Consider the following 24793-nt stretch of genomic DNA (forward strand, 5'->3'; position numbering starts at 1 on the left):
GGCATGGCGCCTGCCTAGCATCGCCCCAGCGTACAGGAGACAAGACCCATGTTCGGATTGATGCAAGACCGCCCGCTGCTGATTTCGTCGCTCATCGACTACGCAGCCACCTTCCATCCGAAAGCCGAGGTCGTCGGCCGCGCCGTGGAGGGCCCGGTGCACCGCACCAACTACGCGGAGATACAGCGCCGTGCCAAGCAGGTGGCCAATGCGATGAAGGTGCTGGGCATCGAACCTGGCGACCGCGTCGGCACGCTCGCGTGGAACACCTGGCGCCACCTCGCGCTGTACTTCGGCGTGTCGGGCACGGGTGCGGTGCTGCACACGGTGAACCCGCGGCTCTTTCCAGAGCAGATCGACTACATCGTCAATCACGCCGAAGACAAGGTGATGTTCTTCGACACCACCTTCGCGCCGCTGGTCGAGAAGCTGGCGCCGCAACTCAAGTCGGTGCGCGCCTTCATCGCGATGACCGATCGCGCGCACATGCCTGCCATCGACGTGCCCAACCTGCTGTGCTACGACGAGCTCGTCGGCGCACAGAGCGAGACCTGCGCATGGCCCGAGTTCGACGAGCGCACCGCCTCGTCGCTCTGCTACACCTCCGGCACCACCGGCAATCCGAAGGGCGTGCTGTACTCGCATCGCTCGACGGTGCTGCACTCGCTGATGGAATGCGCGCCCGACACCTTCGGCGTCAACTCGCAGATGACGCTGCTGCTCGCGGTGCCCATGTTCCACGCCAACGCATGGGGCATGCCCTATGCGGCAGCCATGACCGGCATGAAGCTCGTGATGCCCGGTCCGCACATGGACGGCCAGAGCCTGTACGAGCTCATGCGCGACGAGAAGGTCGGCTTCTCGCAGGCCGTGCCCACCATCTGGCTCATGCTGTTCCAGTACTTCGATGCGCACCCCGAGATCGACACCCGCGCCATCGGCCTGAAGCGCATCGGCGTGGGCGGCGCTGCCACGCCGCGCAGCATGATTGAGCGCTTCGAGCGCGACTTCGGCGCCGACTTCGTGCAGGGCTGGGGCATGACCGAGACCAGCCCCATCGGCGTGATCGGCAACCTGCTGCCCAAGCACTTGTCGATGCCGAAGGAAGAGCAGACGCGCGTGAAGATGCGCCAGGGCCGCGGGGTGTGGGGCGTGGAACTGAAGATCGTCGGCGAAGACGGCCAGCGCCTGCCGCACGACGGCAAGGCCTTCGGCCACCTGCACGTGCGCGGCCCGTGGATCGCGAGTGGTTACTTCAAGAGCGAGGGCGGCCCGGTGCTCGATGCCGAAGGCTTCTTTCCGACTGGCGACGTCGCCAACATCGACGAGGACGGCTACGTGCAACTGGTCGACCGCGCGAAGGACGTCATCAAGTCGGGCGGTGAATGGATTTCTTCCATCGAGCTCGAGAACGCCGCGAACATGCACCCCGCCGTGGCCGAAGCGGCCGTGATCGGCATCGCGCACCCGAAGTGGCAGGAGCGCCCGTTGCTCATCGTGGTGAAGCGTGCGGGCGCGGAAGTGACGCGGGAGGAACTGCTCACATTCCTTGCGGAGCGCGTCGTGAAATGGTGGCTGCCGGAAGACGTGGCTTTCGTCGACAGCCTGCCGCATACAGCCACCGGCAAGCTGCTGAAGACCAGGCTGCGCGAACAGTTCAAGGGTTACGTCGCTGCGACATCCGTTTGACGTCTTGATGACTTGTTCGATTTTTCTGTGGACAACTCTGTGAGTTTTGGGTGGAGGCGAGGAGGCGGAGCGAGAGCTGGCGTGGCTTCCCGCTACGTTGCCCGTTGAATAGGCAGCGCCGCCGGCGATGAATGCCGGCATCGACCCCGTGCATTCACGACACTGCGAAACTACTTGGTGCGCCGCGCCAGATGCGCCCGCCCGAACGGCGTGATGCGCCGGATCACCGCCAGCTCCTGCGGCTCGCTGCTGTCCTTCCATGCCAGCGCGGGGCTGATCGCCGCATCGACGAACCCGGCCTGCTTCAGCGTCTCGACGCAACCGATCTCCCGCGGGTCTTGCACGCGAAGCGGGAATGTCGAACGCTCGATCGTGCGCAGGTAGTCGAGTGGTTCAGGGCCTGCCCTTGCCGTCTTCGGCACCGGCAGGTCGGTGCTGCTGCGGCCGCGCAGGTTGTGGATTTCGGCGTGTCCCTCATCGGTGATGCAGATCACCAGCGCCGCCTGTGCCAGCCTGTAGCAGCCCCCCGTGTCGAAAGCCGGGTCGATGGTGGCCTCGATGAGGCCGGTCGCTTTCAGAACGGAAACGCGCCGCACGTCCTGCGCGTCGGTCACGTGCATCGGCAGGCGAGCATGTTCCAGCTGGAGAAGGTAACTGAGTGGCACCGAAGATCCCCTGTCTACGTCTCCCCCCGGCTATCGATGCCGCGTCACGCCGCCCAGCCGAACAAGGACTGCAAGAACGCCCTACTCCCTGGACAACTCATGCGCACCCCGGACAAACCAGCCCTCCGGAAGGGCGGTGGCCGAGGAGAGTGTGATTGTGAATATTTGTTATACCGGCGATTCTTGTGGACCACCCGGGCGGGCGCCATCACCGAAACTGGGTATGCCCTTTGGCCAGATGGCGGGCGTATCCGGGGGGCGCCCGCGCCGGCACTCCCGGGCTGAGGAATCAGGCGTGCCCCATAAGGAAAAAAGCCTTGCAAGTCGTTGACTTGCAAGGCTTATTCGTTTTGTTGGTGGCTCTTCACGGACTCGAACCGCGGACCTGTGGATTATGATTCCATCGCTCTAACCGACTGAGCTAAAGAGCCGTCAGTGCAGTTTTGCACCGAGCCCAAAATTATAGCCCAGGCTGAGGGCTCAGTTCAACCACCCGCGGGCAACTTGCCCAATTCTTCGGAAACGAGCCGCACGATCAGCTTGTCCAGCGTCTGCACCGAGTAGTTGCCGACGTCGTGCACGGTCTGCGTTCCGGGGCCGCTCGCAGGGTTCGCTGCCTCCTTGTAGGTGAGGAACACGAAGCGCCCGCCGGTGTACTGCGCGATCTGGCGCTGGATGTATTCGCCCTGCTTGTCGAGTCCCGAGGCGCCCACGCTGAACACCTTGATGCCCTTGCCCAGCGCGGCGACCATGTCGTCGTCGTACTGCGGGCCGCCGTAGTCGAGGTGGGGCGGTGCGTCGGCCAGCAGCACCACGAGGCGGGTGGCGCCGTTGCCGCGCCAGCTCAGCTTGTGGACGGTTTCGTTCAGGGCCTCGTTCATCGCCTCTGGGTAGTCACCGCCGCCCGCGGCGCGCAGGGCGTCGAGCACACCCTGGAAGGCGTTCAGGTCGTTGGTGAAGTCGTGGCGGCGCACGAGGAAGTCGTCGGTGCGGTCGCGGTAGGCCACCAGGCCAAAGCAGGTGTCGGGGCGGCTCGGCAGCCTGGCGACCTGGTCGGCGATGGTGCGCAGTGTGGCCTTGAGCTTGGCGATCTCGTCATCCATCGAGCCGGTGGCGTCGATCAGGAAAACGAGGTCGAGCCGGGCCCGTGCGGACGCGGCGCCGGGCTTGCCGTCGAGCACCACGTCGACCGCGTTCTTCTGGCCGCGCTGCAGGAAGGTGGTGCTCTGGCGGCCGTTCTTGCGCACGGTCACTTCGTACACCTGGCTCTGCGCGCTGTCGAAGGCGTTCGGATGCAGCCATGCACGCCCGCCCGCGTCGGTGCGGGCCCACATGGCGGCGCCGTTCGCCGCCTGCACGGCCACTTCGGCATCGGGCACGACGGCGCCGCGCGCATCGCGCACCTGGAGCAGGTAGCGCGCGCTGATGTCGCGCTCGCGATGGACGACCTGGGTGCGGCCGCGGAAGGCCAGGTATTCGCTGAAGTCGGCGTTGTCGTCGACCATGCCGGCGGTGACGGGCTCGTTGGCAGGGCGTGGGGCTTGCGCCGGCGGCTGGAGTCCACCGCTCAGGCGTGCTGCGGGTGCGGCTGGTGTGGCGGGCGCAGGTGGGGCTTCCGGGACGGCGCCGGCAACGGGTGCCGGCATGGATCTGGCGGCCGCGACCGAAGGCGGGACCGGCCGGGCCAGCTTGTAGTCTCTGGCCGCCTCGGTGTCCGCGAGCTCGCGCCGGGCCTGGGCGACGCGCGGCGTGCCCGGTGTCTCGTAGGTCTGGACCGGCCTTGCGCAGTGCGTGGCGGAAGGCGCCTCGAAGTTCGGCATCGTCCGTGTCATCTGCAAGCGGCTGTCGGGTGCCGGCATGGGCCAGCGTGTGGCGCTTGCAACGGCCTGCGGCTCAGTGGCGCCGCAGGCGGTCAGGAGCAGTGGGGTGCACAGCAGGGCGACGAGCGGACGGCGAAACCGGGAAACTGAAGGCTGGGTCATGGAAGGGCTCCGAGTGGTTGGTGCAGGCTGATACGGCCGGCCGCCGCCGCCGGGGTTAGGCCCGCGTGAGTTTTTTGCCGTGCCGAACCCCGCAGCGCTTCGCCGCCCGTACAAGCTCGGGTGAAAATCCGCCGATGTCCGCGCTTCCCCGCGCCCCTTCCGCCAAGAACGCCCCCGAGCGCCAGGCCATGCCCGACGACCAGTTGATGCTGGCCTACGCGCAGGGCGACGCCGCCGCGTTCGACGTGCTCTACGCGCGCCACGAGGGCGGGCTGTTCCGCTTCGTCAAGCGGCTGCTGGGTGCGCGGCTGGCGGCGCAGGCCGACGAGGTGTTCCAGGACACCTGGGTGCGGATCATCTCGGCGCGCGAGAGCTTCTCGCCGCAGGGCGCGGCGTGGCGCACCTGGGCCTTCACCATCGCGCACAACCTCGCGATGGACCGGCTGCGCGTGAGCGGGCGCGAAGTGGCGCTCGATGCGCACGCGGACGACGACAGCGATCCCGTCCCCACGCTCGACCGCGGCGTGCGCGGCGCTGTCGATGCGGCCGCGCATCCGTCGGCCGAAGAGCTTGCGTTCTGGCGCGCCGCGGGCCGCCGCCTGCTGGCCTGCCTCGACGAGCTGCCGGCCGAGCAGCGCGCCGCGTTCCTGCTGCACCACGAAGACGGCCTGACCGTCGAGGCGCTGGCCGCGAGCCTGGAGATTGGATTCGAGACCGTGCGCAGCCGCCTGCGCTACGGCCTGCAGAAGCTGCGCGCCTGCATGGAACGCTACCTGTCGGTGCTGGAGCAACGGGCATGAGCGGCAACCACAACGAGTTCGACGACGACGGCGACCTGCGCGACCCGGCGCTGCGCCGCGCGCTGGACCATGCGCCCGACAGCGAGGCAACGCCCGATCCGCGCACGCGCGACGCGATCCTGAAGATGGCGCACAACCTGGCTCCTGCGCCGGTGTCGACTGCGGGCACGGCCGCCAACACCGCGAGCGCTCGGCCGTGGTGGCGCCGCCTGTTCGGCAGTGGCGCAGAGCCGCATCCGCGCATGCCGTGGAACGCGGCCTTCGCGACGGTGCTGGTGGCCGCGTTCGTCACCCTGCTGTGGCGCAGCGAACCGGTGCCCGATGCGCGGCTCGACGGGGAGGCGCGTGTCGGCGGGGCCGCCGCGCCCGCGGCCGAAGCACCCGCGGCTCCTGCAGCGCCTGCACCCGCGACGGCTGCCGCACCTGAACCCGCGCCGCCGCCTGCCGCGGCGAAGCAAGCCCCGCCGGCACCGGCCGCGCCTGCTGCCGAACAGCGCGCCAAGGTGTCGCGCGACGCGGCGCCTGCCAAGGAAGCGGTACGCGCCCAGCCATCGCGCAGGGAGGCGGCGCCCGCGCCCACGCCCGTTTCGCCGGCGCCTCCCGCCGTCGTCGCCGAGCAGGCCGCACAGGTCCCCGCGCAGGACGAGCGTCGCGAAGAGCGCATGGAAAGCGAACGCCGGCGCGCCTACGCCCCCGCACCGGCCGCGCCCGCGCCATCCGTTGCATCGCCGCCGGCCGCCGCCCCGCTCTCCCGCCAGTCGCAGGACGCCTCGGCGCTTGCCAGCCAGAGCGGTGCCAGCGGGCAAGCCTCCGGCGCGTTGCAGGACGCGTCGCCGCGCGCGGCCAAGGCAGCGGCGTCTCGAGTCGACGCGCCGCCGTCTTTCTCCGCGCTGGAGCGCTGGACTTCGTTCAGCTCGGGCGCCGGCACGCGGCGCGCGCGGGGCGACGTCGAAGGCTTGCCTGCCCTGGTGGGCACGGTGGCGCGGTCGGCCACCACACCCGATGCACCGTTCGACGCCCCGGTGGAGGCGCGACTGTCGCTCTATCGCGGCGACACGCTCATCGCCGTGCTCGAGATCGCGGGCGACCAGGTGCGCTGGACGCCGCACCCCGGCGGCACCGCGCTAGTCGGCACGCCGCCGACGCAGGCGCTCGATGCGCTGCGCGCGCTGCTGGCGCGCTGAGCCGGAGGCCCGGTCGGGCGATCAGGCGTTCTTGTAGTCCGGTGCGCGCTTGTTGAGGAAGGCGTCCATGCCTTCCTTCTGGTCGGCCGTGGCGAACAGCGCGTGGAACAGCCGGCGCTCGAACATCACGCCGTCGCTCAGCCCGCTCTCGAAGGCGCGGTTGACCGATTCCTTGGCCGCCATCACCGAGACCTGCGGGTAGCCGCAGATGATCAGCGCCGCGCCCAGCGCCTCGTCGGCGAGCTTCTCGAACGGCACCACGCGGCTCACGAGACCGGCGCGCTCGGCTTCCGCGGNAGTCCGGTGCGCGCTTGTTGAGGAAGGCGTCCATGCCTTCCTTCTGGTCGGCCGTGGCGAACAGCGCGTGGAACAGCCGGCGCTCGAACATCACGCCGTCGCTCAGCCCGCTCTCGAAGGCGCGGTTGACCGATTCCTTGGCCGCCATCACCGAGACCTGCGAGTAGCCGCAGATGATCAGCGCCGCGCCCAGCGCCTCGTCGGCGAGCTTCTCGAACGGCACCACGCGGCTCACGAGACCGGCGCGCTCGGCTTCCGCGGCGTCCATCATGCGGGCGGTGAGCACCATGTCCATGGCCTTGCTCTTGCCCACCGCGCGCGGCAGGCGCTGCGTGCCGCCGGCGCCGGGGATCACGCCGATCTTGATTTCGGGCTGGCCGAACTTCGCGTTGTCGGCCGCGATGATGAAGTCGCACATCATCGCCAGCTCGCAGCCGCCGCCCAGCGCAAAGCCGGCCACCGCGCCGATCACCGGCTTGCGGATCGAGCGGATGGTTTCCCAGTTGCGCGTGATGTAGTCGCCCTTGTAGTGTCGATGAAGCTGTACTTTGCCANAGCTCGCAGCCGCCGCCCAGCGCAAAGCCGGCCACCGCGCCGATCACCGGCTTGCGGATCGAGCGGATGGTTTCCCAGTTGCGCGTGATGTAGTCGCCTTTGTAGGTGTCGATGAAGCTGTACTTGGCCATCGCCGCGATGTCGGCGCCGGCCGCGAAGGCGCGCTCGCTGCCCGTGAGGATGATGCAGCCGATGGCGTCGTCCGCATCGAAGGCCTTGAGGGCCTGGCCCAGCTCGGTCATGAGCGCGTCGTTCAGCGCATTCAGGGCCTTCGGGCGGTTGAGGGTGATGATGCCGACCTTGCCTGCTTCGGTCCGCACTTCGATGTTTTCGTAGCTCATGGTGTCTCCGGGGGAAGGGGAAAAAACGCGCTTCACTATACCCAGCATGGCCCGAAGGGGCCCAGTTTCACGAAGGGGCAGTCAGCCGGCCAACCAGCCTGCCACCTTGGCGGCGTCGTGCGAGAACAGGCGCCAGGTCGTCACGCCGGCCGGCAGCACCAGCGGCAGCTTGATCAGCTTGCGGTCGCGCGCCACGATGGCCGTGCACTTCGTTGCGTCGCCCAGGTAGAGCGCGAGGTCGTCGAGCTTGGCGATGCGCCAGGCCTGCGCCGGCCGCTGCTGGCTCTTCTTGCCGACGGCGGGCAGCTCGATGCCGATCCACTCGTCGTTCGCGGAAAAGCCGGCCTTCTCGGCCGCACCGCCGCGCAGCACCACCTTCACCTGCACGCTGCCGTTGGCCTCGGCCACGCGCAGGCCCAGCGCCTGCGCCTGCTGCGACGGGTCTTCGAGCGTGGCCACGCCGTGCGCGCGCAGCAATTGCGCGAGCGGCAGTTCCTCGGTCGAATGCACCCAGCGCCCCAACTCCGCCGCATACGAACGGCCGCTCACGGCCTCGAGCGCGGCGGCAACGTCGGCCTCGCTGATCGGCCCGCCGCCGCTGTGCGTCCACAGGTGGCGCATCACGTCGTCGAGCGTGCCCTTGCCTTCATGGCGCAAGGTGAGGTCGAAGCACAGCGCCACCAGCGCGCCCTTGGTGTAGTAGCTCACCGTGCTGTTGGGCGTCTGCTCGTCCTGTCGGTAGTACTTGACCCAGGCGTCGAAGCTCGCGTCGGCCACCGGCTGCACCAGCCGGCCGGGCGTCTGCATGACCTGGTTGATGGTCTTGTTGAGCAGGCGCAGGTAGGCCGCATCGTCGATGCGCCCGGCGCGGCGCAGCAGCAGGTCGTCGTAGTAGCTGGTGAAGCCCTCGAAAAACCACAGCAGCTGCGTGTAGTTCTCCTGGCTGTAGTCGTAGCGCGCGAACTCGGCCGGCCGCATGCGCTTGACGTTCCAGGTGTGGAAGTACTCGTGGCTGATGAGCCCCATCAGCGTGGTGTAGCCGTCGGGCTGCTTCTTCTTCTCGCCGCGCTGCGGCAGGTCGCGGCGGTTGCAGATCAGCGCGGTCGAATGGCGGTGTTCGAGCCCGCCGTAGCCGTCGTCGACCGCGTTGAGCATGAACACGTAGCGGTCGATCGGCGGCTTCGGCCCGCCGCGCTTGCCGACCTTGTCACCGTGCCAGAAGCGCATCTCGGCTTCGCAGATGGCCTTGGTGTCGGCGATGAGCTTCTCGCCATCGAACGAGGCCGCGGCACCGGCAATCACGAAGCGATGCGGCACGCCGCAGGCTTCGAATCCCGCGCTCCAGAAGGCGCCCATCTCGACCGGGCTGTCGGCCAGCTCGTCGTAGCCGGAGGCCTGGTAGCTGCCGAAGCCGTGCTTGTCGGCCTTCAGCGGCACGAGGGCAGTCGCGCACGACCAGCGTGCGGCATCGCCGGCCAGCGTGGGCGCGACGATCTCCAGCGCATGCGGCGCCTCGGTCTGGCCTTCGACCCGCAGGCACACGCTGGTGCCGTTGAAGAAGCCGCGCTCGGCATCGAGCCAGGCGGTGCGCACCGAGTTGTCGTAGGCGCAGACCCGGTAGTGCAGCACCAGTGGCTGCCCGGGCGTGCATTCGACCAGCCAGCTGCATTTGTCGAGCTGCGTGAGCACCGGCTTGCGGCGGCCCTGAGTGGCGCGCAGGCCCTGCAGGTTCTTGGCGAACTCGCGCACCAGGTAGCTGCCCGGAATCCACACCGGCAGCGACACGCGCTGCTGCGCCGCGGGAGCGTCGATGGTGAGCGCGATGTCGAAGAGGTGTGCGTGAAGATCCGCACATTCGACGCGATAGCGCACGCCTGCGGCGCGCCGCGCGGGAGCCTTCGCCGCCATCAGCTGGACGAAGCGGCGAGTTGCTTCTCGACCTGCTCTGCGGGAATGGCGCCGGGCGTGCGGGTGCCGTCGCTGAAGATCAGCGTGGGCGTGCCGGTGATGTTGTACTTGCGGCCGAACTCGACGTTGCGCTGCAGCGCGGTCACGTCGCAGTTGCCTGGTGCGGTGGTGGGCTTGGCGCTGGCTTCCATCCAGTCGCCCCAGGCCTTGCCCTTGTCCTTGCTGCACCAGATGTCGCGCGACTTGACGTTCGAGTCAGGCCCGAGCACCGGGTACAGGAACAGGTACACGGTGACGTTGTCGACCGTCTTCATGTCTTTTTCGAAGCGCTTGCAGTAGCCGCAGTTCGGGTCTTCGAACACCGCGAGCTTGCGCTTGCCGTTGCCGCGCACGATCTTGATCGAGTCCTTCAGCGGCAGCTGGTCGAAGGCGACGGCGCTGAGTTTTTCCACGCGCTCTTCGGTCAGGTTCTTGCGCGACTTCACGTCGATCAGGTTGCCCTGGATCAGGTAGTTGCCCTGCTCGTCGGTGTAGAAGATCTGCGCGCCGTTCACGCGCACTTCGTAGACGCCCGGAATCGGCGACTTCGACACCTCGTCGATGGCTGGGAACTGCGGAATGCGCGCCGGCAGGTTCTTGCGGATCTCGGCTTCGCCGGCGGTGGCGGCCACGACCGCGCCCAGCGTGCAGGCGGCGAGAAGGAGGTTGCGTACGAGTGTCATCGGGAGATCCGTTGGTCGGTTCGAAAAGGGGGCGGGGCGTCAGGCCTTCAGGCCCATGGCCTGTGCCGTGATCCAGTGCTTGACGAGGCGCGTGCGGTCGAAACCGCGCATGCCCCAGTTGCGCAATGCAGGAAGCGGGCCGAGGTTGTGCGAGAAAAGTTGCTGCAATCCATCGGTCGCGAGACTCATCTGCAGCACGTCGGCACGGCGGGCGCGCTCGTAGCGGCGCAGCAGCCGGGCATCGCCCACGCTGCGCCAGTAGTCGCGGTTCTTGATCACGTCGGCCAGCTCGGCCGCGTCGGCCAGGCCCAGGTTCAGGCCCTGGCCGGCCAGCGGGTGCACCGTGTGGGCGGCGTCGCCCGCCAGCGCCCACGAACGGTTCGGCTGCCCCGGCATCGCGCCGGTCCAGCGGTCGGCGATGGCGCGGGCCAGCGGCCAGGCGCCGCGCTCGCTCGTGAGCTTGAGCGCACCGAGCGAGTTGTGGCTGGCTTCGGTGACGGCGGCGTTGAATTCGTCGTTGCCCTGTGCGAGCAGGTCGGGCGCGCGCAGCTGGTCGACCGACCACACCAGCGCGACCGTTTTGCCGTGCGTGCCGCCGAGCGGCAGCAGTGCGAGCACCTCGCCCCGGTCGTTGAACCACTGGCGCGCGATGCCGTCGTGCGACTGCTCGGCCTCCATGCGCGCCGCGATCGCATGCTGTGGGTAGCGCGTGACCTCGTAGCTCACGCCGAGGGCTTCGCGCGTGGTGCTGGCCTTGCCTTCGCACACCACGGTTAGCGGCGCGGTCACGGGCTCGGCCACGACCTCGATCAGGGGCTGGAAGCGCACCGCGTCGGCCAGTTGCTGTTCGAGCGCGGGCACGTCGACGATCCAGGCCAGCGCATCGACCTTCTGGCGCGCGGCGCTGAACTGAACCCGGCCGCCTTCGTCGCCATGCACCAGCATTTCGCGCACGGCCGTGGCGTGGGCCGGATCGGGCCAGGCGCGCAGCGATTCGAGCAGCGTGCGCGAGGCGGTGTTGAGCGCATACGCACGGATGTCGCGGATGTCTTCCTTGCCCGGCGTGGCCGGCGGCACCACCAGTGCGACGCGCACCCGCTCGCGCGCGAGCAGCAGGGCCAGCGTACGGCCGACGATGCCGGCGCCGCGAATGCAAACTTCTGGAGGGAGGGCCATCGAACGATTGTAAGAACTATGCACGCCCCCAGGCTGCGCGCACTTCGTGTCGCTTCGCCTTCCCCCCCGCCGGGGCGATACCTGCGGCCCGGCGGAGCCGGTTCCGCGGTATCCCTGGCAGGGGCTGCGACGGTTCCGAAAGCTGCGGGACAATTGCCGCCGCATTCCAAGGAACCCCACCGTGTCCCAGCCTTTCGACCTCGAAGCCACCATCGCGCGCCTGTTCATCTATCCGGTCAAGTCCTGCGCCGGGGTCGAGTTGCCCGAAGTGCTGCTGACCGAGACCGGGCTGGAGTTCGACCGGGCCTGGATGGTGGTCGATGCCCAGGGCGAATTCGTCACCCAGCGGCAGCTGCCGCGCATGGCTCTGATCAAGCCGCAGATGAAGCAGATGGAAGTGGTGCTGCGCGCCCCCGGCATGCTGGCGCTGCACCTGGCCTTCGACCGGGTCGAGAAGCCGGTGCGGGTGCGCGTGTGGAAAGACGAGGTGGCCGCCTACGACATGGGCGACATCGCGGCGCAGTGGTTCAGCGACTTCCTCTCGGAGCCCGGCAAGCCGCTGGCCCTGCGGCTCGTGCGCTTCGACCCCGAGCACAAGCGCCTGTCGAGCATGAAGTGGACCGAGGGCGTCGAGGCGGAGAACCAGTTCGCCGACGGCTACCCGCTGCTGGTAGCGAGCGAGGGCTCGCTGGCCGAGCTCAACGAACGCCTCGCGGCACAGGGCCACGGCGCCGTGGGCATCGAGCGCTTCCGCCCCAACATCGTGCTCGCGGGCATCGAATCGCACGACGAGGACCGCGTCGACGCGCTGCACGTCACGACCGGCGAAGGCGAGGCCGAACTGCGCCCCGTCAAGCCCTGCACGCGCTGCCCGATTCCGGACATCGACCCGGCCACGGCCGTCAGCAGCCCCGAGGTCGGCGACACGCTGCGCACCTACCGCGCCGATGCGCGCGTGGATGGCGGCATCACCTTCGGCATGAACTGCATCGTGATCCAGGGCGTGGAGCACATGCTCAAGGTGGGGCAGCCGGTGGGCGCGAACTATCGGTTCGAGTGAGCGCGAGCGCTCAGAACTTCACTCCGGCGATCAGGATGATGTTGGCGTAAGGGGTGCATTCGCCCGTGCGCACGATGGCGCGGGCTTTTGCGCTGCGGCGCTTGAATTCCTCGTGCGACACGGTCTGCGGCGCGATGCCCAGCGACTGGGGATACCAGCCCGGCAGCTTCTTCGCATCGCCCAGCGCTTCGTCGGCCACCACGATGCTCTCTACCTGCATCTCCGACAGCACGGCGTTCAGCACGTCGGTGAGCAGCGGCACGCCGCGCGCCACGGCCAGGTCGATGCGGCGCGGGCCGTCGGGAATCGGCAGGCCGGCGTCGCCGAGCACGAGCATGTCGCCATGGCCCAGCGAGGCGATCACCTGGGACAGTTCGGCGTGCAGCAGGGCAGTTCGTTTCACAGCGTGATCCAGTGGGGCGGCAATGGGCTGCGCAGCACGGCGTCGCGCTGCGGGATGGAGGGCTGGGCGCCGGGCTGCTGGATGCACAGCGCCGCGGCGCGGATGCCCAGGCGCACGGCCTCGTCGAAGGACTGGCCTTCACTCAGTGCGACCGCGAGCGCACCCAGGAAGGTGTCGCCGGCGGCCGTGGTGTCGACCGCCTGCACCTTCGGCGCAGGATGGTGGCGCGCGCCGTCGGCATCGACGGCCACAGCGCCGCGCGAACCCAGCGTGACGACCACGCGCGCGATGCCCTTGGCACGCAGCGCCTGGCCAGCCTGCGCCGCTTCCTGCGGGCTGTCGGCGGACTGGCCGCACAGCGTCTGCGCCTCGATCTCGTTGACCACCAGCGTGTCGATCAGCGGCCACAGCGGCTCGGCGATCGCCCGCACCGGCGACGGGTTCAGCAGCACCTTGCAGCCCGCGCCGTGCGCCACCGCGATGGCGCGCGCGACCTGGTCCATCGGCGTCTCGAACTGCGTGACGAGAAAGGCCGCGCCCTGCACCTGCTGTTTCAGCGCGGCTTCGTCCACCTCTACCCGGGCGTTGGCGCCGGGAATCATCACGATGCGATTCTGCCCGCTGTCTTCCACGAGGATCAGCGCCGTGCCGGTAGGCTCGCCGGCCACGGTGCGCAGCGCGGCGGTGTCGATGCCGTCGTTCTGCAGCGCGTTGCGCAGCGCCGTGCCGTGCGCGTCGTCGCCGATGCAGCCGATCATCTGCACCTGCCCGCCTTCGCGCGCGCAGCTCACCGCCTGGTTGGCGCCCTTGCCGCCGGGAATGGTGGCGATCGAATGGCCGAGCAGGGTTTCGCCTGCGGCTGGCGCATGCGGTACGCGCAGCACCAGGTCCATGTTGAGGCTGCCGAGCACCACGATGCGCGGTGCCCGGGAGGGGCTGCTGGAAGAAGGCTTCGGGCTCACGGGGTGCGGGACTTTCGGGTTTGCGTTGCAGGCGTTTCGGTCGCAAGGGGCGCGGCGGGCTCGCGGAAGCTCGCATGCCGCGCGGTCGAGGCGCGCACGCGCAGTTCGGGCTGCAGCACCACCTTGCGCGCGTCGCGCCGCTTGCCGCCGACGCGTTCGAGCAGCATGTCGACCGCCAGTGCGCCGATGCGCTCCTTGGGCTGCGCCACGGTGGTGAGCGGGGGGCTCGTGTAGGCGGAGAGTTCGATGTCGTCGAAGCCGACGATGGAGAGTTCGTCGGGCACGCGCACGCCGCTTTCATGCGCCGCGCGCAGCGCGCCGATGGCCATCAGGTCGTTGCAGACGAACACGGCCGAGGGCTTCTGCTCGGTGCGCAGGATGGCGTGCATGGCCTCGTAGCCGCCCTGGCTGGTGAAGCCGCCGCGCCACAGCAGTGCGTTGGCGTTCGCGATGTCGGGCGTCGCGCCGGTCTCGGCCAGCGCCATGCGCCAGCCTTCAATGCGCTGCTCGCTGGGCATCACGCCCGCGGGCCCGCCGATGCAGGCGATGCGCTTGTGGCCCAGCGACAGCAGGTGCCGCACCGCGAGCAGGCCGCCCTGCATGTGGGCGGTTTCCACCAGGTCGCAGGCCGGGTCGTCGATCTCGCGGTCGACCAGCACGGTCGGCACGCGCAGGCCGTGCAGCTGCTTGGCCAGCGCATCGTCGTCGGCGGTGCCTGCGCCGGTCGACACCACGATCAGCCCGTCGATGCGGCGCTCGGCCAGCACCTTCAGGTAGACGCTCTGGCGATGCGGTTCGTCGTCGGTGTTGCACAGCACCAGCGTGTAGCCGGCGCCGAAGCAGCGGTCTTCCACGATGCGCACGATCTCGGCGAAGTAGGGGTTCGAGCTGTTCGGAATCAGCATGCCCAGCGTCGAGGTGGTGTTGCTCTTCAGGCTGCGCGCCATCGCGTTGGGCACGTAGCCGAGTTCGCGGATGGCGAGCTCCACGCGCTCGCGCACCTTGGCGCTCACGTGGCGCGTGTCGTTGACCACGTGCGACACGGTGGTGACGGAAACGTCCGCCTTCAGTGCGACGTCCTTGATGGTGGCCATGGCTTTTTGTGTTCCTCGTGGGGGGATGCCGTCAGGCCAGGCGTCGTTCCGCGCGGCGCTGGCGCAGCGTGTCGATGATGACGGCCACCACGATCACGGCGCCGGTGATGATGCGTTTGCTCGGCTCGCTGGCGCCCACCTGCGCAAGGCCGGCTTCGAGCACGGCGATGATCAGCACGCCGAAGAAGGTGTTGATCACCGAGCCGCGCCCGCCCATGAGGCTGGTGCCGCCGATGACCACGGCCGCGATCACCTGCAGCTCGATGCCGACGCCGGCGTTCGGGTCGGCAGCTTCGAGCCGCGCCGACTGCATCAGGCCCGCGAGCCCGGCCAGCAGGCCAGTGGCGGCGAACACGATGATGCGGATGGGGCGCGGGTCCACGCCCGCCAGGCGCATCGCTTCTTCGTTGGTGCCGATGCCCACCACGTGGCGTCCGAACACCGTGCGCGTGAGCACCATCTGCGCGACCACCACCAGCACCACCGCGAGCACGAAGGCGGCCGAGATGCCGCCAATCCACGGCGCGGCCAGGCCCGAGATGGCGTCGCCCACGTACTGCGTGCGCGAATCGGTCACGAGGTAGGCACCGCCGCGCACCGCTTCGAGCATGCCCAGCGAGACGATGAAGCTCGGCAGCCGCCAGGCGACCGACACCGCGCCGGTGACCGTGCCGCAGACGAGCCCGGTCGCGAGGCCGAGCACGGCGGCCAGCGGCACCGAGAGCTTCCATTCGAGGATGGCGGCCGCCGTGACCGCGGCGCTCAGCGCCAGCACGGAGCCGACGGACAGGTCGATGCCCGCGATGATCAGCACGAAGGTCATGCCGACGGCCATCACGGCCAGGGCGGGGATTTCGTTGGCGATCGAGACGAAGGTCTCGCGCGTCAGGAAGTATTCGCTGAGAGAGCCGAACAGCGCGATCATGCCCACGAGCACGACCGTCAGGCCCAGGTAGGTGCCGAGCTGGCCCTTGAGCGCGGACGGTGAGGACTGCGGGTTGGTTTTCGGGGTGGCTGCAGCGTTCATGGTGTGTCGGCGGTGACCGGAGTCGAATCGGAAACGGGGGGAACCGTCGGCGGGGTGGCGGCGCGTCCGGTTGCGTCGCTGAATGCGGCGGCCAGCAGCGATTGTTCGCTCCATTCGCCGCGCTCGAACACCGCGACCAGCCGGCCCGCGCTCATCACGCCGATGCGGTCGCACATGGCCATCAGTTCGCGCAGGTCGCTCGACACCATCAGCAGTGCCTTGCCGGCGTCGGTCATGCGGTCGAGTTCGGCGTACAGGTCGGCACGCGCGCCCACGTCCACGCCGCGCGTGGGTTCGTCGAGCAGCAGCACCTTGCATTCGCGGTGCAGCCAGCGCGCGAACACCACCTTCTGCTGGTTGCCGCCGCTCAGCGTGGCCACCGGTTGTTCGATGCTGCGCGAGCGGATGCGCAGCAGCTCCACCAGCCGCTGCGCAATGCCGCGCTCCTTGGCGCGCTGCAGCCACCCGGCATGGGAGATGGCGCCGAGGTCGCTCAGCGTGGCGTTGACGCGGATCGACTGCGGCAGCAGCAGTCCTTGCGACTTGCGGTCTTCTGTGACCAGCCCGATGCCGGCGCGGATGGCCTGCATCGGCGAGCGCCAGCCCTTGCGCGCGTGCTGCGTGGGCTGGCCGTGTTCATAGAGGGAGATGTCGCCGCGGTCCGCGCGGTCGGCGCCGAACAGCAGGCGCACCAGTTCGGTCCGGCCGGAGCCGACCAGGCCGGCCAGGCCCATGACTTCGCCCGCGCGCAGGTCGATGTCGACGTCGCGCACGGCCTGCGCCCGGCCGATGCCGCGCGCGCTCAGCAGCACCGGGCCTGCCACGCGGCGGTCGCGGCCTTCATGCTCGTGCACCGCGCGGCCGACCATGCGCTGCACCAGTTCGGATTCGCGCACGCCGGCCATGGCGCGCACGTCCACCAGCCGGCCGTCGCGCAGCACCGCCACGCGGTCGGCGATGCGTTGCAATTCTTCAAGACGGTGCGACACGTAGACGATGGCCACGCCGCGCGCCTTCAGCAGGTCGATCTGCTCGAACAGGTGCGCGGTTTCGCGCGGCGTGAGCATGGCGGTAGGCTCGTCGAGCACCAGCACGCGCGTGTCGTCCTGCAGGTTGCGCGCAATCTCGACCATCTGTTGCTGGCCGATGCCCAGCCGCGCGACGGGCGTGGCCGGGTCGATGTTCTGCATGCCGATCTTGGCCAACTGCTGCGCCGCCAGCTCATGCAGCTTGCCGCGGCGAATCCAGCCGGTCTTGTTGGGCAGCCGGTCGAGCAGCAGGTTCTCGGCCACCGACAGCGTGGTGACGAGTCCGAGCTCCTGCATGACCATGCGCACGCCCAGCCGCTCGGCGTCGCGCCGCGAGCCGGGCGCAAAGGGCTGGCCATCGAGCAGCATCCGGCCGCGCGTGGGCTGCACCAGGCCGCAGACGATCTTGGAAAGCGTGCTCTTGCCGGCGCCGTTCTCGCCCGTGAGGGCCAGCACTTCGCCGGCGTTGAGCACGAGCGAGACGTCGTCCAGCACCGGCGCCGCATAGTCCTTGCCGAGCGCGCTCAGCGAGAGCACTGGCGTACTGCGATCGTTGTCAGCCATCGATGGGCAACCTCATTCATTCATTCCAGAAACACCACGGAACCGGCTTCGCCGGGCCGTTGGTGTTGCCCCCGGTAGGGGGTTGGCGCGCGCGACACGAAGTGCGCGAAGCCTGGGGGCGAGCATTATTTCGTGACCAGCACCACGTCGGTCTTCACTTCGGCAGGCATGGCCGATTGCGCCTTCTTGTCGGCGATGGCCTTCAGCGCGGTCTCGATGCCGAACACGGCCTGCTTGGCAGCGAACTGGTCGGCGGTGGCGAGCACGCGGCCGTCCTTGAGCATCGGCTTGATGGCGCCGATGTTGTCGTAGCCCACCACCAGCACCTTGCCGGTCTTGCCCGCGGCCTTGACCGCGGCCACGGCGCCCAGCGCCATGCTGTCGTTGCCCGCGAGCAGCGCCTTCAGGTCGGGGTGCTCGCGCATCATGCCGGCGGCCACCGTGTTGCCCTTGTCGATTTCCCACTGGCCCGACTGCACGCCCACCACCGTTGCGCCGGCGGCCTTCATGGCATCTTGATAGCCCAGCGTGCGCTGCTGTGCATTGAAGGTGGTCGACACGCCTTCGATGATGCCGACCTTGTCGCCGGCCTTCAGCTCCTTGGCGAGCGCATCGCCCACCAGCTTGGCGCCGGCGCGGTTGTCGGGGCCGACGAACGGCACCTGGATGCCCTTTTCCTTGAGCGCGGCCGCGTCGAGTTGGTTGTCGATGTTGACCACCAGGATGCCCTTGTCGATGGCCGCCTTGATCACCGGCACCAGCGCCTTCGAATCGGCCGGCGCGATGACCAGTGCGTTGATCTTCTGCGCCACCATCTGCTCGACCATCTTGATCTGGGCGGCGGTGTCGGTCTCGTCCTTGATGCCGTTGGCCACCAGCGTGTATTGGGCGGCATGGGCCTTCTGGTGTGCCTTGGCGCCGTCTTCCATGGTGCGGAAGAATTCGTTGGCCAGCGACTTCATGACCAGCGCGACCTTGGGCTTGTCCTGTGCGAGGGCGGGCGTTCCGGCAATGGCGCCCAGCAGCGTGAGGGCGGCAGCGCTTTGCAGGGTACGGCGGGTGAACTTCATGGTGAATGTCTCCTGGGATGGTTGATCAGAGCGGTACGCCGGTCTTTGCCGGGGGCTCCGATGTTAGCCGAGGGAAACGTTTGCGCAAACGTTTGCTAATCGGGGCTAACCCTGATGTTTTGGGGCGGGGAACGAGGGCTCGAAGCCCTGCCGGACCGGCCCGCAGTCACGCTCGCCTAAAATCCGCGGTTACCCAAGAGGACCCCCCATGAGTTTGCAATGCGGCATCGTCGGCCTGCCCAACGTCGGTAAATCCACCCTTTTCAATGCGCTGACCAAGGCCGGCATCGCGGCCGAGAACTATCCGTTCTGCACCATCGAGCCCAACGTGGGCGTGGTGGAAGTGCCCGATCCGCGGCTTGCGCAACTGAGCGAGATCGTCAAGCCCGAGCGCATCGTGCCCGCCATCGTCGAGTTCGTCGACATCGCCGGCCTGGTGGCCGGTGCGAGCACGGGCGAAGGCCTGGGCAACAAGTTTTTGGCGCACATCCGAGAGACCGACGCCACCGTCAACGTGGTGCGCTGCTTCGACGACGAGAACGTGATCCACGTGGCCGGCAAGGTCGACCCGATCTCCGACATCGAAGTGATCCAGACCGAACTCTGCCTGGCCGACCTCGCCACGGTCGAGAAGGCGCTGCATCGCCACACCAAGGTGGCCCGTTCGGGCGACAAGGACGCGCAGAAGCTCGTCGGCCTGCTCGAGCGCTGCCAGGCCGCGCTGAACGAGAACACGCCCGTGCGCGCGCTCGAGTTCACGAAGGAAGAGCAGCCACTGGTGAAGAGCTTCACGCTGATCACAGCCAAGCCCGCGATGTTCGTGGGCAACGTGGCGGAAGACGGCTTCGAGAACAACCCCTACCTCGACCGCCTGCGCGAGTACGCCGCCAAGCAGGGCGCGCCCGTGGTCGCCATCTGCGCCAAGATCGAAGCCGACCTGGCCGAGATGGACGACGAGGACAAGAAGATGTTCCTCGCCGAGATCGGCCAGGATGAGCCGGGCCTGAATCGCCTGATCCGCGCCGCCTTCAAGCTGCTGGGCCTGCAGACGTATTTCACCGCCGGCGTGAAGGAAGTGCGCGCCTGGACCATCCACATCGGCGACACCGGCCCGCAGGCGGCCGGCGTGATCCACGGCGATTTCGAAAAGGGCTACATCCGCGCCCAGACCATCGCGTTCGATGACTACATCGCCTTCAAGGGCGAGCAGGGCGCGAAGGACGCGGGGAAGATGCGTTCGGAAGGCAAGGAGTACGTCGTGAAGGATGGCGACGTGATGAACTTCCTGTTCAGCTCGTAATAGGACTCGCCCCCAGGCTGCGCGCACTTCGTGTCGCTTCGCCTTCCCCCTGCCGGGGGCGACACCTGAGGCCCGGCGGAGCCGGTTCCTCGGTGTCTCGCGAAAGGGCTCGCTGGGCTTTCGAGGATGTTGTTGGATAGACTCCGCGCGCCCTCTCTTTCCTCCACAAGGCCCGCCCCCATGGTCACCGTCCATCACCTCAACAACTCCCGCTCGCAGCGCGTGCTCTGGCTGCTCGAAGAGCTCGAGCTGCCCTACGAGATCGTCCACTACCAGCGCGATCCGCAAACCAGTCTGGCGCCCGCTTTGCTGCGGGCCATCCATCCGCTGGGCAAATCCCCGGTCGTCACGACGCAGGACGGACTCACGCTCGCGGAGTCGGGCGCGATCATCGAGACGCTCATCGAGCGCTACGGCAATGGCCGCCTCGCGCCCGCGGCGGGTTCGCCCGAAGCGCTGCGCTATCGCTACTGGCTGCATTTCGCCGAAGGCACGGCGATGTCGCCGCTGCTTCTGAAGCTGGTGTTCGACCGTATCGAGACGAGCAAGATGCCCTTCTTCGCGAAGCCCATCGCCAAGGCCATCGCGGCAAAGGCGAAGTCGGCGTTCATCAACCCGAACATCGCGAACCACCTGAACTACATGGAAGCCGAACTCGGCAAGAGCGAGTGGTTCGCGGGCGATGCCTTTACGGGCGCCGACATCCAGATGAGCTTCGTGGTCGAAGCCTCGCAGGCGCGCGGCGGGCTCGATGCGAAGCGGCCGAAGCTGATGTCGTACCTGGAGCGCATCCACGCGCGTCCCGCGTACAAGCGCGCGCTCGAGCGCGGCGGGCCCTACGCGCTGTTGAGCTGATCAGAAGACCTGCAGCAGCGCCACCGTCATGGTGATGTAGCGCAGGAATTTCCCGATGGCCATGTAGACGACGCATGGCCAGAACGGCAGCTTGAGCCAGCCCGCCACCGCGCACAGCGGATCTCCCACCAGCGGCAGCCAGCTGAGCAGGCAGGCCTTCGGGCCGAGCCGCTCCAGCCAGCCCAGAACCCGCACATGGTGTTTCGAGTGCGAGTATTTGTCCGCCACCTTGTGCGCGCCGTAGCCCATCCACCAGTCGACTGCACCCCCCAGCGTGTTGCCGATGGTCGCCACCGCGATGGCCGGCCAGAACATGTCGGGGTTGAGCTTGAGCAGCCCGAAGAGAAAAGGCTCGGAGCCCACCGGCAGCAGCGTGGCCGAGACGAAGGCTGCGACGAACAGGGTCGACAGACCGTACTGCGGCAGCGCCAGCAGCGCCATGAGGGAGTCGAGCCACGCTTGCATAAGTTCGGCGCAGTATAGGCAGCGCCTGTCTCGCAATCTCGTGGGAGAAAGCCCCGGAATGCACCGGTGTTTACACGGGGACCCAGGCCGCAAATCGTTTCAGTCGCTGAAATGCGGCGTGGCTACAATCGTGCCTCATTTTTCAGCAGCCGAACGCGCACCGCTCCTCTTCCAAATGACCTTGCAGATCGGCACCCACACGCTGGAAAACCGCCTGTTCGTCGCGCCCATGGCCGGCGTGACGGACCGGCCCTTCCGCATGCTGTGCCGCGAACTGGGCGCCGGCTACGCGGTCAGCGAGATGGTCACGTCGCGCAAGGAACTCTGGGGCACGCTCAAGACGTCGCGCCGCGCGAACCACGACGGCGAGCCCGGCCCCATCGCGGTGCAGATCGCCGGCACCGACGCGGCCATGATGGCCGAGGCCACGGTCTACAACATCGAGCGCGGCGCGCAGATCATCGACATCAACATGGGCTGCCCGGCCAAGAAGGTCTGCAACAAGTGGGCCGGGTCGGCGCTGATGCGCGACGAGCCGCTGGCGCTTGAAATCGTTCAGGCCGTGGTCGACGCCGCGCAGCCCTTCAACGTGCCGGTCACGCTCAAGATGCGCACCGGCTGGAGCGAAGAGCACCGCAACGCGGTGAAGCTCGCGCGCGATTTCGAAGCGGCCGGCGTGCAGATGCTCACGGTGCACGGCCGCACGCGCGAGCAGGGCTACAAGGGTTCCGCCGAGTACGACACCATCGCGGCCGTGAAGGCCGCGGTGCGCGTGCCGGTGGTGGCCAACGGCGACATTCGTTCGCCGGAGAAGGCACGCGACGTGCTTGCGGCGACCGGCGCCGACGCGGTGATGATCGGCCGCGCCGCACAGGGCCGGCCGTGGATCTTCCGCGAGATCGCGCATTTCCTGGAGACCGGCACGCATCGCGCGCCGCCGCTGGTGGCCGAAGTGCGCCGCCTGCTGCTCGACCATCTGGTGGAGCACTATGCGCTGTACGGCGACTACAGTGGTGTGCGCACGGCGCGCAAGCACATCGGCTGGTACGTGCGCACGCTGCCCGACGGCGAAGCGTTCCGCGCACGAATGAACACCATCGAGGACTGTGCCGAGCAGCTGCGCGCGGTCGGCGGCTATTTCGACGGGCTGGCGGATCGCATGGACCGCATGCCCGTGCAGCACCTGGCGGACGAAGAGGCGTCGTCGGGTGAAGAGGAGGCGGCTTGCGCCGTCGATTGAGAAAAAGAGAAGAAGCAATGAGCAAGAAACATATCGAGGACTGCGTGCGCACCAGTCTGGACAGCTACTTTCGCGATCTGCGCGGCACCGAACCCGACGGCATGTACGAGATGCTCGTGCGCGTGGTCGAGAAACCCCTGCTCGACGTCGTCATGACGCGCGCGGAAGGCAACCAATCCAAAGCCGCGCAATGGCTGGGCCTGAATCGCAACACGCTTCGCAAGAAGCTGGTCGAACACAAACTTTTGAAATAACTCCACGGCATATCCCCATGGCCCAGACCGCACTCATCTCCGTTTCCGACAAGACCGGCATTCTCGAATTCGCCCAGGCGCTGCATGCGCTGGGCATCAAGCTGCTGTCCACCGGCGGCACCGCCAAGCTGCTGGCCGATGCCGGCCTGCCCGTGACCGAAGTGGCCGACCACACCGGCTTTCCTGAAATGCTCGACGGCCGCGTGAAGACGCTGCACCCGAAGATCCACGGCGGCCTGCTTGCGCGCCGCGACCTGCCCGCGCACGTGGCGGCCATCAAGGAACACGGTATCGACACCATCGACCTGCTGGTGGTCAACCTGTACCCGTTCGAAGCCACCGTGGCCAAGCCCGGCTGCACGCTCGAAGACGCGATCGAGAACATCGACATCGGCGGCCCGGCCATGGTGCGCAGCGCGGCCAAGAACTGGAAGGACGTGGGCGTGCTGACCGACGCATCGCAGTACGCCGTGGCGCTGGCCGAACTGAAGGCCGGCGGCAAACTCAGCGACAAGACCAAGTTCGCGTTCTCGGTCGCCGCGTTCAACCGCATCGCCGACTACGACGGCGCCATCAGCGACTATCTCTCCGCTATCGACTTCGACGCCAGCATTGGTCAGCCTGCGCCCAAGCGCTCGCTGTTCCCGGCGCAAAGCAACGGCCGCTTCGTGAAGGTGCAGGACCTGCGTTACGGCGAGAACCCGCACCAGCAGGCCGCGTTCTACCGCGACCTGTACCCGGCGCCCGGTTCGCTCGTGTCGGCCAAGCAGCTGCAGGGCAAGGAACTCAGCTACAACAACATCGCCGACGCCGATGCGGCGTGGGAGTGCGTGAAGAGCTTCGACGTGCCCGCTTGCGTGATCGTGAAGCACGCCAACCCCTGCGGCGTGGCCATCGGCAAGGACGCGGCCGAGGCTTACTCGAAGGCCTTCAAGACCGATCCGACTTCGGCCTTCGGCGGGATCATCGCCTTCAACCGCCCGGTCGACGGCGCAACGGCGCAAGAGATCAGCAAGCAGTTCGTCGAAGTGCTGATGGCGCCCGACTACACGCCCGAGGCGCTGGAACTGTTCCAGGCGACCAAGAACCGGCAGAACGTGCGCATCCTCAAGATCTCGCTGCCGCCGGGCGGCGCGAGTGATTGGGACAACGGCCGCAACGCAATGGACGTGAAGCGCATCGGCTCAGGCCTGTTGATGCAGACTGCCGACAACCACGAACTGTCGATCGATGGCCTGAAGGTGGTCAGCAAGAAGCAGCCGACGCCGCAGCAGCTGCAAGACCTGCTGTTCGCATGGAAGGTCGCGAAGTACGTCAAGAGCAACGCGATCGTGTTCTGCGCCAACGGCATGACCATGGGCGTGGGCGCGGGCCAGATGAGCCGCCTCGATTCGGCGCGCATCGCCAGCATCAAGGCCGAGCACGCCGGCCTGTCGTTGAAGGACACGGCCGTGGCCAGCGACGCCTTCTTCCCGTTCCGCGACGGCCTCGACGTGGTGGTCGATGCCGGTGCGAGCTGCGTCATCCAGCCGGGCGGCTCGATGCGCGACCAGGAGGTGATCGATGCCGCCGACGAGCGCGGCGTGGTGATGGTGTTGTCGGGCGTTCGCCACTTCCGCCACTGAAATTCCGCCGCTGCTGAAGCGGTGCGGAGCCGGGCCGTTCGTTAGCGTTTTGCTGGCATACGCGGCCCGGCTTTTTTCTTGGCCGGTGCTTCTTCTTCGTTGCCGGCCTGCGCTGCGCCTGCGCCCATTCGATGTAGGCATGGCCGATGGCGCCGAAGCGCACCAGCGGCGATGCGTCGGCCGCTGCCGCCACGGCTTCTTGCACATGCGCACGCAGCCGCTGCGTCGCCTGTACGGCCACCGCCGTCAGCAACGCAGTCTTGGTGGCGAAGTGGCGAAAGGGCGCGCCCGGCGACACGCCCGCGCGCTTGGCCGCTTCGCGCACGCTGAGCTTGTCGAGCCCGTCGCGTTCGATCAGCTCCACGGCCGCCTCGATCAGCGCTTCGCGCAGGTTGCCGTGGTGATAGCGCGTGGCAATCCGACTTTTTCATCCATCGTTCCGGCTGGAGTTTTTCATGCGCATCCGTCTTGCTTTTCTGTTCGCCGCAGCCTTCTGGACAGGTGCGGCGCTCGCCCAGGAGTCCGCT

Annotated in this window: 23 protein-coding genes, 1 tRNA gene and 2 pseudogenes; 9 read left to right on the forward strand and 17 right to left on the reverse strand. The window is 68.0% G+C overall.

Features of this window, described 5'->3' with window-relative positions; all coding sequences use genetic code 11:
* Positions 1-48: 48 nt before the first annotated feature.
* On the forward strand, positions 49-1689 hold the full coding sequence (locus ASC92_RS13840; RefSeq protein ID WP_056516178.1) for a 3-(methylthio)propionyl-CoA ligase: 1641 nt from the start codon (positions 49-51) through the stop codon (positions 1687-1689).
* A 170-nt stretch (positions 1690-1859) separates the two neighbouring features.
* Here ASC92_RS13840 and ASC92_RS13845 read toward each other — a convergent pair whose 3' ends face one another.
* The 3 genes from ASC92_RS13845 to ASC92_RS13855 form a co-directional block, all read right to left on the reverse strand.
* On the reverse strand, positions 1860-2309 hold the full coding sequence (locus tag ASC92_RS13845) for a hypothetical protein (protein ID WP_056516181.1): 450 nt from the start codon (positions 2307-2309) through the stop codon (positions 1860-1862).
* Between the two features lie 399 nt (positions 2310-2708).
* Positions 2709-2785: transfer RNA gene (locus ASC92_RS13850), tRNA-Met, on the reverse strand.
* Positions 2786-2839: 54 nt separating this feature from the next.
* Complete coding sequence (locus ASC92_RS13855; RefSeq protein ID WP_082519589.1) at positions 2840-4336, reverse strand: vWA domain-containing protein; 1497 nt, start codon at positions 4334-4336, stop codon at positions 2840-2842.
* 134 nt (positions 4337-4470) lie between these two features.
* On the opposite strand from ASC92_RS13855, the gene ASC92_RS13860 reads away from it, so the two are divergent.
* Complete coding sequence (locus ASC92_RS13860) at positions 4471-5136, forward strand: sigma-70 family RNA polymerase sigma factor (protein ID WP_056516189.1); 666 nt, start codon at positions 4471-4473, stop codon at positions 5134-5136.
* A complete protein-coding gene (locus tag ASC92_RS29070) occupies positions 5133-6320 on the forward strand; it encodes a hypothetical protein (RefSeq protein WP_200935982.1) in 1188 nt (395 codons plus the stop codon). Before ASC92_RS13860 ends, ASC92_RS29070 begins: the two co-directional genes overlap by 4 nt.
* 21 nt (positions 6321-6341) lie before the next feature.
* Here ASC92_RS29070 and ASC92_RS28045 read toward each other — a convergent pair whose 3' ends face one another.
* From ASC92_RS28045 to ASC92_RS13885, 6 genes and pseudogenes are all read right to left on the reverse strand, one after another.
* Positions 6342-6590 (reverse strand): enoyl-CoA hydratase-related protein, encoded by a 249-nt coding sequence (locus ASC92_RS28045; RefSeq protein ID WP_082519590.1) that lies wholly within the window; start codon positions 6588-6590, stop codon positions 6342-6344.
* Between the two features lie 27 nt (positions 6591-6617).
* Positions 6618-7171, reverse strand: a pseudogene (locus ASC92_RS13870) (enoyl-CoA hydratase-related protein); the annotation flags it as partial.
* A 1-nt stretch (position 7172) separates the two neighbouring features.
* Positions 7173-7513, reverse strand: a pseudogene (locus tag ASC92_RS28050) (enoyl-CoA hydratase-related protein); the annotation flags it as partial.
* Between the two features lie 81 nt (positions 7514-7594).
* A complete protein-coding gene (locus ASC92_RS13875; protein WP_056516193.1) occupies positions 7595-9421 on the reverse strand; it encodes a M61 family metallopeptidase in 1827 nt (608 codons plus the stop codon).
* The gene (locus ASC92_RS13880) at positions 9421-10143 is read right to left on the reverse strand and encodes a DsbC family protein (RefSeq protein WP_056516194.1); all 723 of its coding nucleotides are present in this window, start codon (positions 10141-10143) and stop codon (positions 9421-9423) included. Before ASC92_RS13880 ends, ASC92_RS13875 begins: the two co-directional genes overlap by 1 nt.
* 39 nt (positions 10144-10182) lie before the next feature.
* On the reverse strand, positions 10183-11319 hold the full coding sequence (locus ASC92_RS13885; protein ID WP_056516200.1) for an FAD-dependent monooxygenase: 1137 nt from the start codon (positions 11317-11319) through the stop codon (positions 10183-10185).
* A 181-nt stretch (positions 11320-11500) separates the two neighbouring features.
* Between ASC92_RS13885 and ASC92_RS13890 the strand changes: the two genes are divergently transcribed.
* The gene (locus tag ASC92_RS13890; RefSeq protein WP_056516203.1) at positions 11501-12379 is read left to right on the forward strand and encodes an MOSC domain-containing protein; all 879 of its coding nucleotides are present in this window, start codon (positions 11501-11503) and stop codon (positions 12377-12379) included.
* Positions 12380-12389: 10 nt separating this feature from the next.
* Here the strand turns inward: ASC92_RS13890 and rbsD are convergent, their stop codons facing one another.
* The 6 genes from rbsD to ASC92_RS13920 form a co-directional block, all read right to left on the reverse strand.
* Entirely contained in the window at positions 12390-12782 is a 393-nt protein-coding gene (gene rbsD / locus ASC92_RS13895; RefSeq protein WP_056516206.1) for a D-ribose pyranase, read from the reverse strand.
* Positions 12779-13744, reverse strand: a complete 966-nt coding sequence (gene rbsK, locus ASC92_RS13900; RefSeq protein WP_056516209.1) for a ribokinase — start codon at positions 13742-13744, stop codon at positions 12779-12781. The genes rbsD and rbsK overlap by 4 nt, the downstream gene beginning before the upstream one ends.
* On the reverse strand, positions 13741-14838 hold the full coding sequence (locus ASC92_RS13905) for a LacI family DNA-binding transcriptional regulator (protein WP_056516212.1): 1098 nt from the start codon (positions 14836-14838) through the stop codon (positions 13741-13743). The genes rbsK and ASC92_RS13905 overlap by 4 nt, the downstream gene beginning before the upstream one ends.
* 31 nt (positions 14839-14869) lie before the next feature.
* Positions 14870-15865, reverse strand: a complete 996-nt coding sequence (locus tag ASC92_RS13910; protein WP_056516214.1) for an ABC transporter permease — start codon at positions 15863-15865, stop codon at positions 14870-14872.
* Positions 15862-17457 carry a sugar ABC transporter ATP-binding protein gene (locus tag ASC92_RS13915; RefSeq protein WP_056516217.1) on the reverse strand — a complete coding sequence of 532 codons (1596 nt, stop codon included), beginning with the start codon at positions 17455-17457 and terminating at the stop codon, positions 15862-15864. Before ASC92_RS13915 ends, ASC92_RS13910 begins: the two co-directional genes overlap by 4 nt.
* Before the next feature lie 125 nt (positions 17458-17582).
* Positions 17583-18527: a sugar ABC transporter substrate-binding protein gene (locus ASC92_RS13920; RefSeq protein WP_056516220.1), complete on the reverse strand. Its 945-nt coding sequence runs from the start codon at positions 18525-18527 to the stop codon at positions 17583-17585.
* Between the two features lie 208 nt (positions 18528-18735).
* On the opposite strand from ASC92_RS13920, the gene ychF reads away from it, so the two are divergent.
* Together ychF and ASC92_RS13930 are read left to right on the forward strand one after the other, a co-directional pair.
* Positions 18736-19827, forward strand: a complete 1092-nt coding sequence (gene ychF, locus ASC92_RS13925; RefSeq protein ID WP_056516224.1) for a redox-regulated ATPase YchF — start codon at positions 18736-18738, stop codon at positions 19825-19827.
* Positions 19828-20007: 180 nt separating this feature from the next.
* Positions 20008-20682, forward strand: a complete 675-nt coding sequence (locus ASC92_RS13930; protein WP_056516229.1) for a glutathione S-transferase — start codon at positions 20008-20010, stop codon at positions 20680-20682.
* Here the strand turns inward: ASC92_RS13930 and ASC92_RS13935 are convergent, their stop codons facing one another.
* On the reverse strand, positions 20683-21147 hold the full coding sequence (locus tag ASC92_RS13935; RefSeq protein WP_056516233.1) for a YqaA family protein: 465 nt from the start codon (positions 21145-21147) through the stop codon (positions 20683-20685).
* A 175-nt stretch (positions 21148-21322) separates the two neighbouring features.
* Between ASC92_RS13935 and dusB the strand changes: the two genes are divergently transcribed.
* From dusB to purH, 3 genes are read left to right on the forward strand one after another with little or no spacing between them, the layout of a single operon-like run.
* Entirely contained in the window at positions 21323-22387 is a 1065-nt protein-coding gene (gene dusB / locus ASC92_RS13940; protein ID WP_056516234.1) for a tRNA dihydrouridine synthase DusB, read from the forward strand.
* 17 nt (positions 22388-22404) lie between these two features.
* A complete protein-coding gene (locus ASC92_RS13945; protein WP_007838304.1) occupies positions 22405-22641 on the forward strand; it encodes a Fis family transcriptional regulator in 237 nt (78 codons plus the stop codon).
* Positions 22642-22658: 17 nt separating this feature from the next.
* The gene (gene purH, locus ASC92_RS13950; protein WP_056516237.1) at positions 22659-24266 is read left to right on the forward strand and encodes a bifunctional phosphoribosylaminoimidazolecarboxamide formyltransferase/IMP cyclohydrolase; all 1608 of its coding nucleotides are present in this window, start codon (positions 22659-22661) and stop codon (positions 24264-24266) included.
* Here the strand turns inward: purH and ASC92_RS29310 are convergent.
* Positions 24163-24684: a TetR/AcrR family transcriptional regulator gene (locus tag ASC92_RS29310; RefSeq protein ID WP_321164585.1), complete on the reverse strand. Its 522-nt coding sequence runs from the start codon at positions 24682-24684 to the stop codon at positions 24163-24165. The genes purH and ASC92_RS29310 overlap by 104 nt on opposite strands.
* Positions 24685-24793 lie beyond the last annotated feature (109 nt).

Origin of the sequence: Variovorax sp. Root411 (assembly GCF_001425205.1) — a bacterium.
Lineage (GTDB): Bacteria > Pseudomonadota > Gammaproteobacteria > Burkholderiales > Burkholderiaceae_C > Variovorax.

Coding starts and splice junctions, on each gene's coding strand:
- ASC92_RS29070 (WP_200935982.1), top strand. CDS start 5,133: ATGAGCGGCAACCACAACGAGTTCGACGACGACGGCGACCTGCGCGAC.
- ASC92_RS13945 (WP_007838304.1), top strand. CDS start 22,405: ATGAGCAAGAAACATATCGAGGACTGCGTGCGCACCAGTCTGGACAGC.
- ASC92_RS13905 (WP_056516212.1), bottom strand. CDS start 14,838: ATGGCCACCATCAAGGACGTCGCACTGAAGGCGGACGTTTCCGTCACC.
- ASC92_RS13930 (WP_056516229.1), top strand. CDS start 20,008: ATGGTCACCGTCCATCACCTCAACAACTCCCGCTCGCAGCGCGTGCTC.
- ASC92_RS13880 (WP_056516194.1), bottom strand. CDS start 10,143: ATGACACTCGTACGCAACCTCCTTCTCGCCGCCTGCACGCTGGGCGCG.
- ASC92_RS13840 (WP_056516178.1), top strand. CDS start 49: ATGTTCGGATTGATGCAAGACCGCCCGCTGCTGATTTCGTCGCTCATC.
- ASC92_RS13845 (WP_056516181.1), bottom strand. CDS start 2,309: ATGCACGTGACCGACGCGCAGGACGTGCGGCGCGTTTCCGTTCTGAAA.
- ASC92_RS13855 (WP_082519589.1), bottom strand. CDS start 4,336: ATGACCCAGCCTTCAGTTTCCCGGTTTCGCCGTCCGCTCGTCGCCCTG.
- ychF (WP_056516224.1), top strand. CDS start 18,736: ATGAGTTTGCAATGCGGCATCGTCGGCCTGCCCAACGTCGGTAAATCC.
- purH (WP_056516237.1), top strand. CDS start 22,659: ATGGCCCAGACCGCACTCATCTCCGTTTCCGACAAGACCGGCATTCTC.
- ASC92_RS13875 (WP_056516193.1), bottom strand. CDS start 9,421: ATGGCGGCGAAGGCTCCCGCGCGGCGCGCCGCAGGCGTGCGCTATCGC.
- ASC92_RS13860 (WP_056516189.1), top strand. CDS start 4,471: ATGTCCGCGCTTCCCCGCGCCCCTTCCGCCAAGAACGCCCCCGAGCGC.
- ASC92_RS13915 (WP_056516217.1), bottom strand. CDS start 17,457: ATGGCTGACAACGATCGCAGTACGCCAGTGCTCTCGCTGAGCGCGCTC.
- ASC92_RS13910 (WP_056516214.1), bottom strand. CDS start 15,865: ATGAACGCTGCAGCCACCCCGAAAACCAACCCGCAGTCCTCACCGTCC.
- ASC92_RS13885 (WP_056516200.1), bottom strand. CDS start 11,319: ATGGCCCTCCCTCCAGAAGTTTGCATTCGCGGCGCCGGCATCGTCGGC.
- ASC92_RS13935 (WP_056516233.1), bottom strand. CDS start 21,147: ATGCAAGCGTGGCTCGACTCCCTCATGGCGCTGCTGGCGCTGCCGCAG.
- ASC92_RS13920 (WP_056516220.1), bottom strand. CDS start 18,527: ATGAAGTTCACCCGCCGTACCCTGCAAAGCGCTGCCGCCCTCACGCTG.
- dusB (WP_056516234.1), top strand. CDS start 21,323: ATGACCTTGCAGATCGGCACCCACACGCTGGAAAACCGCCTGTTCGTC.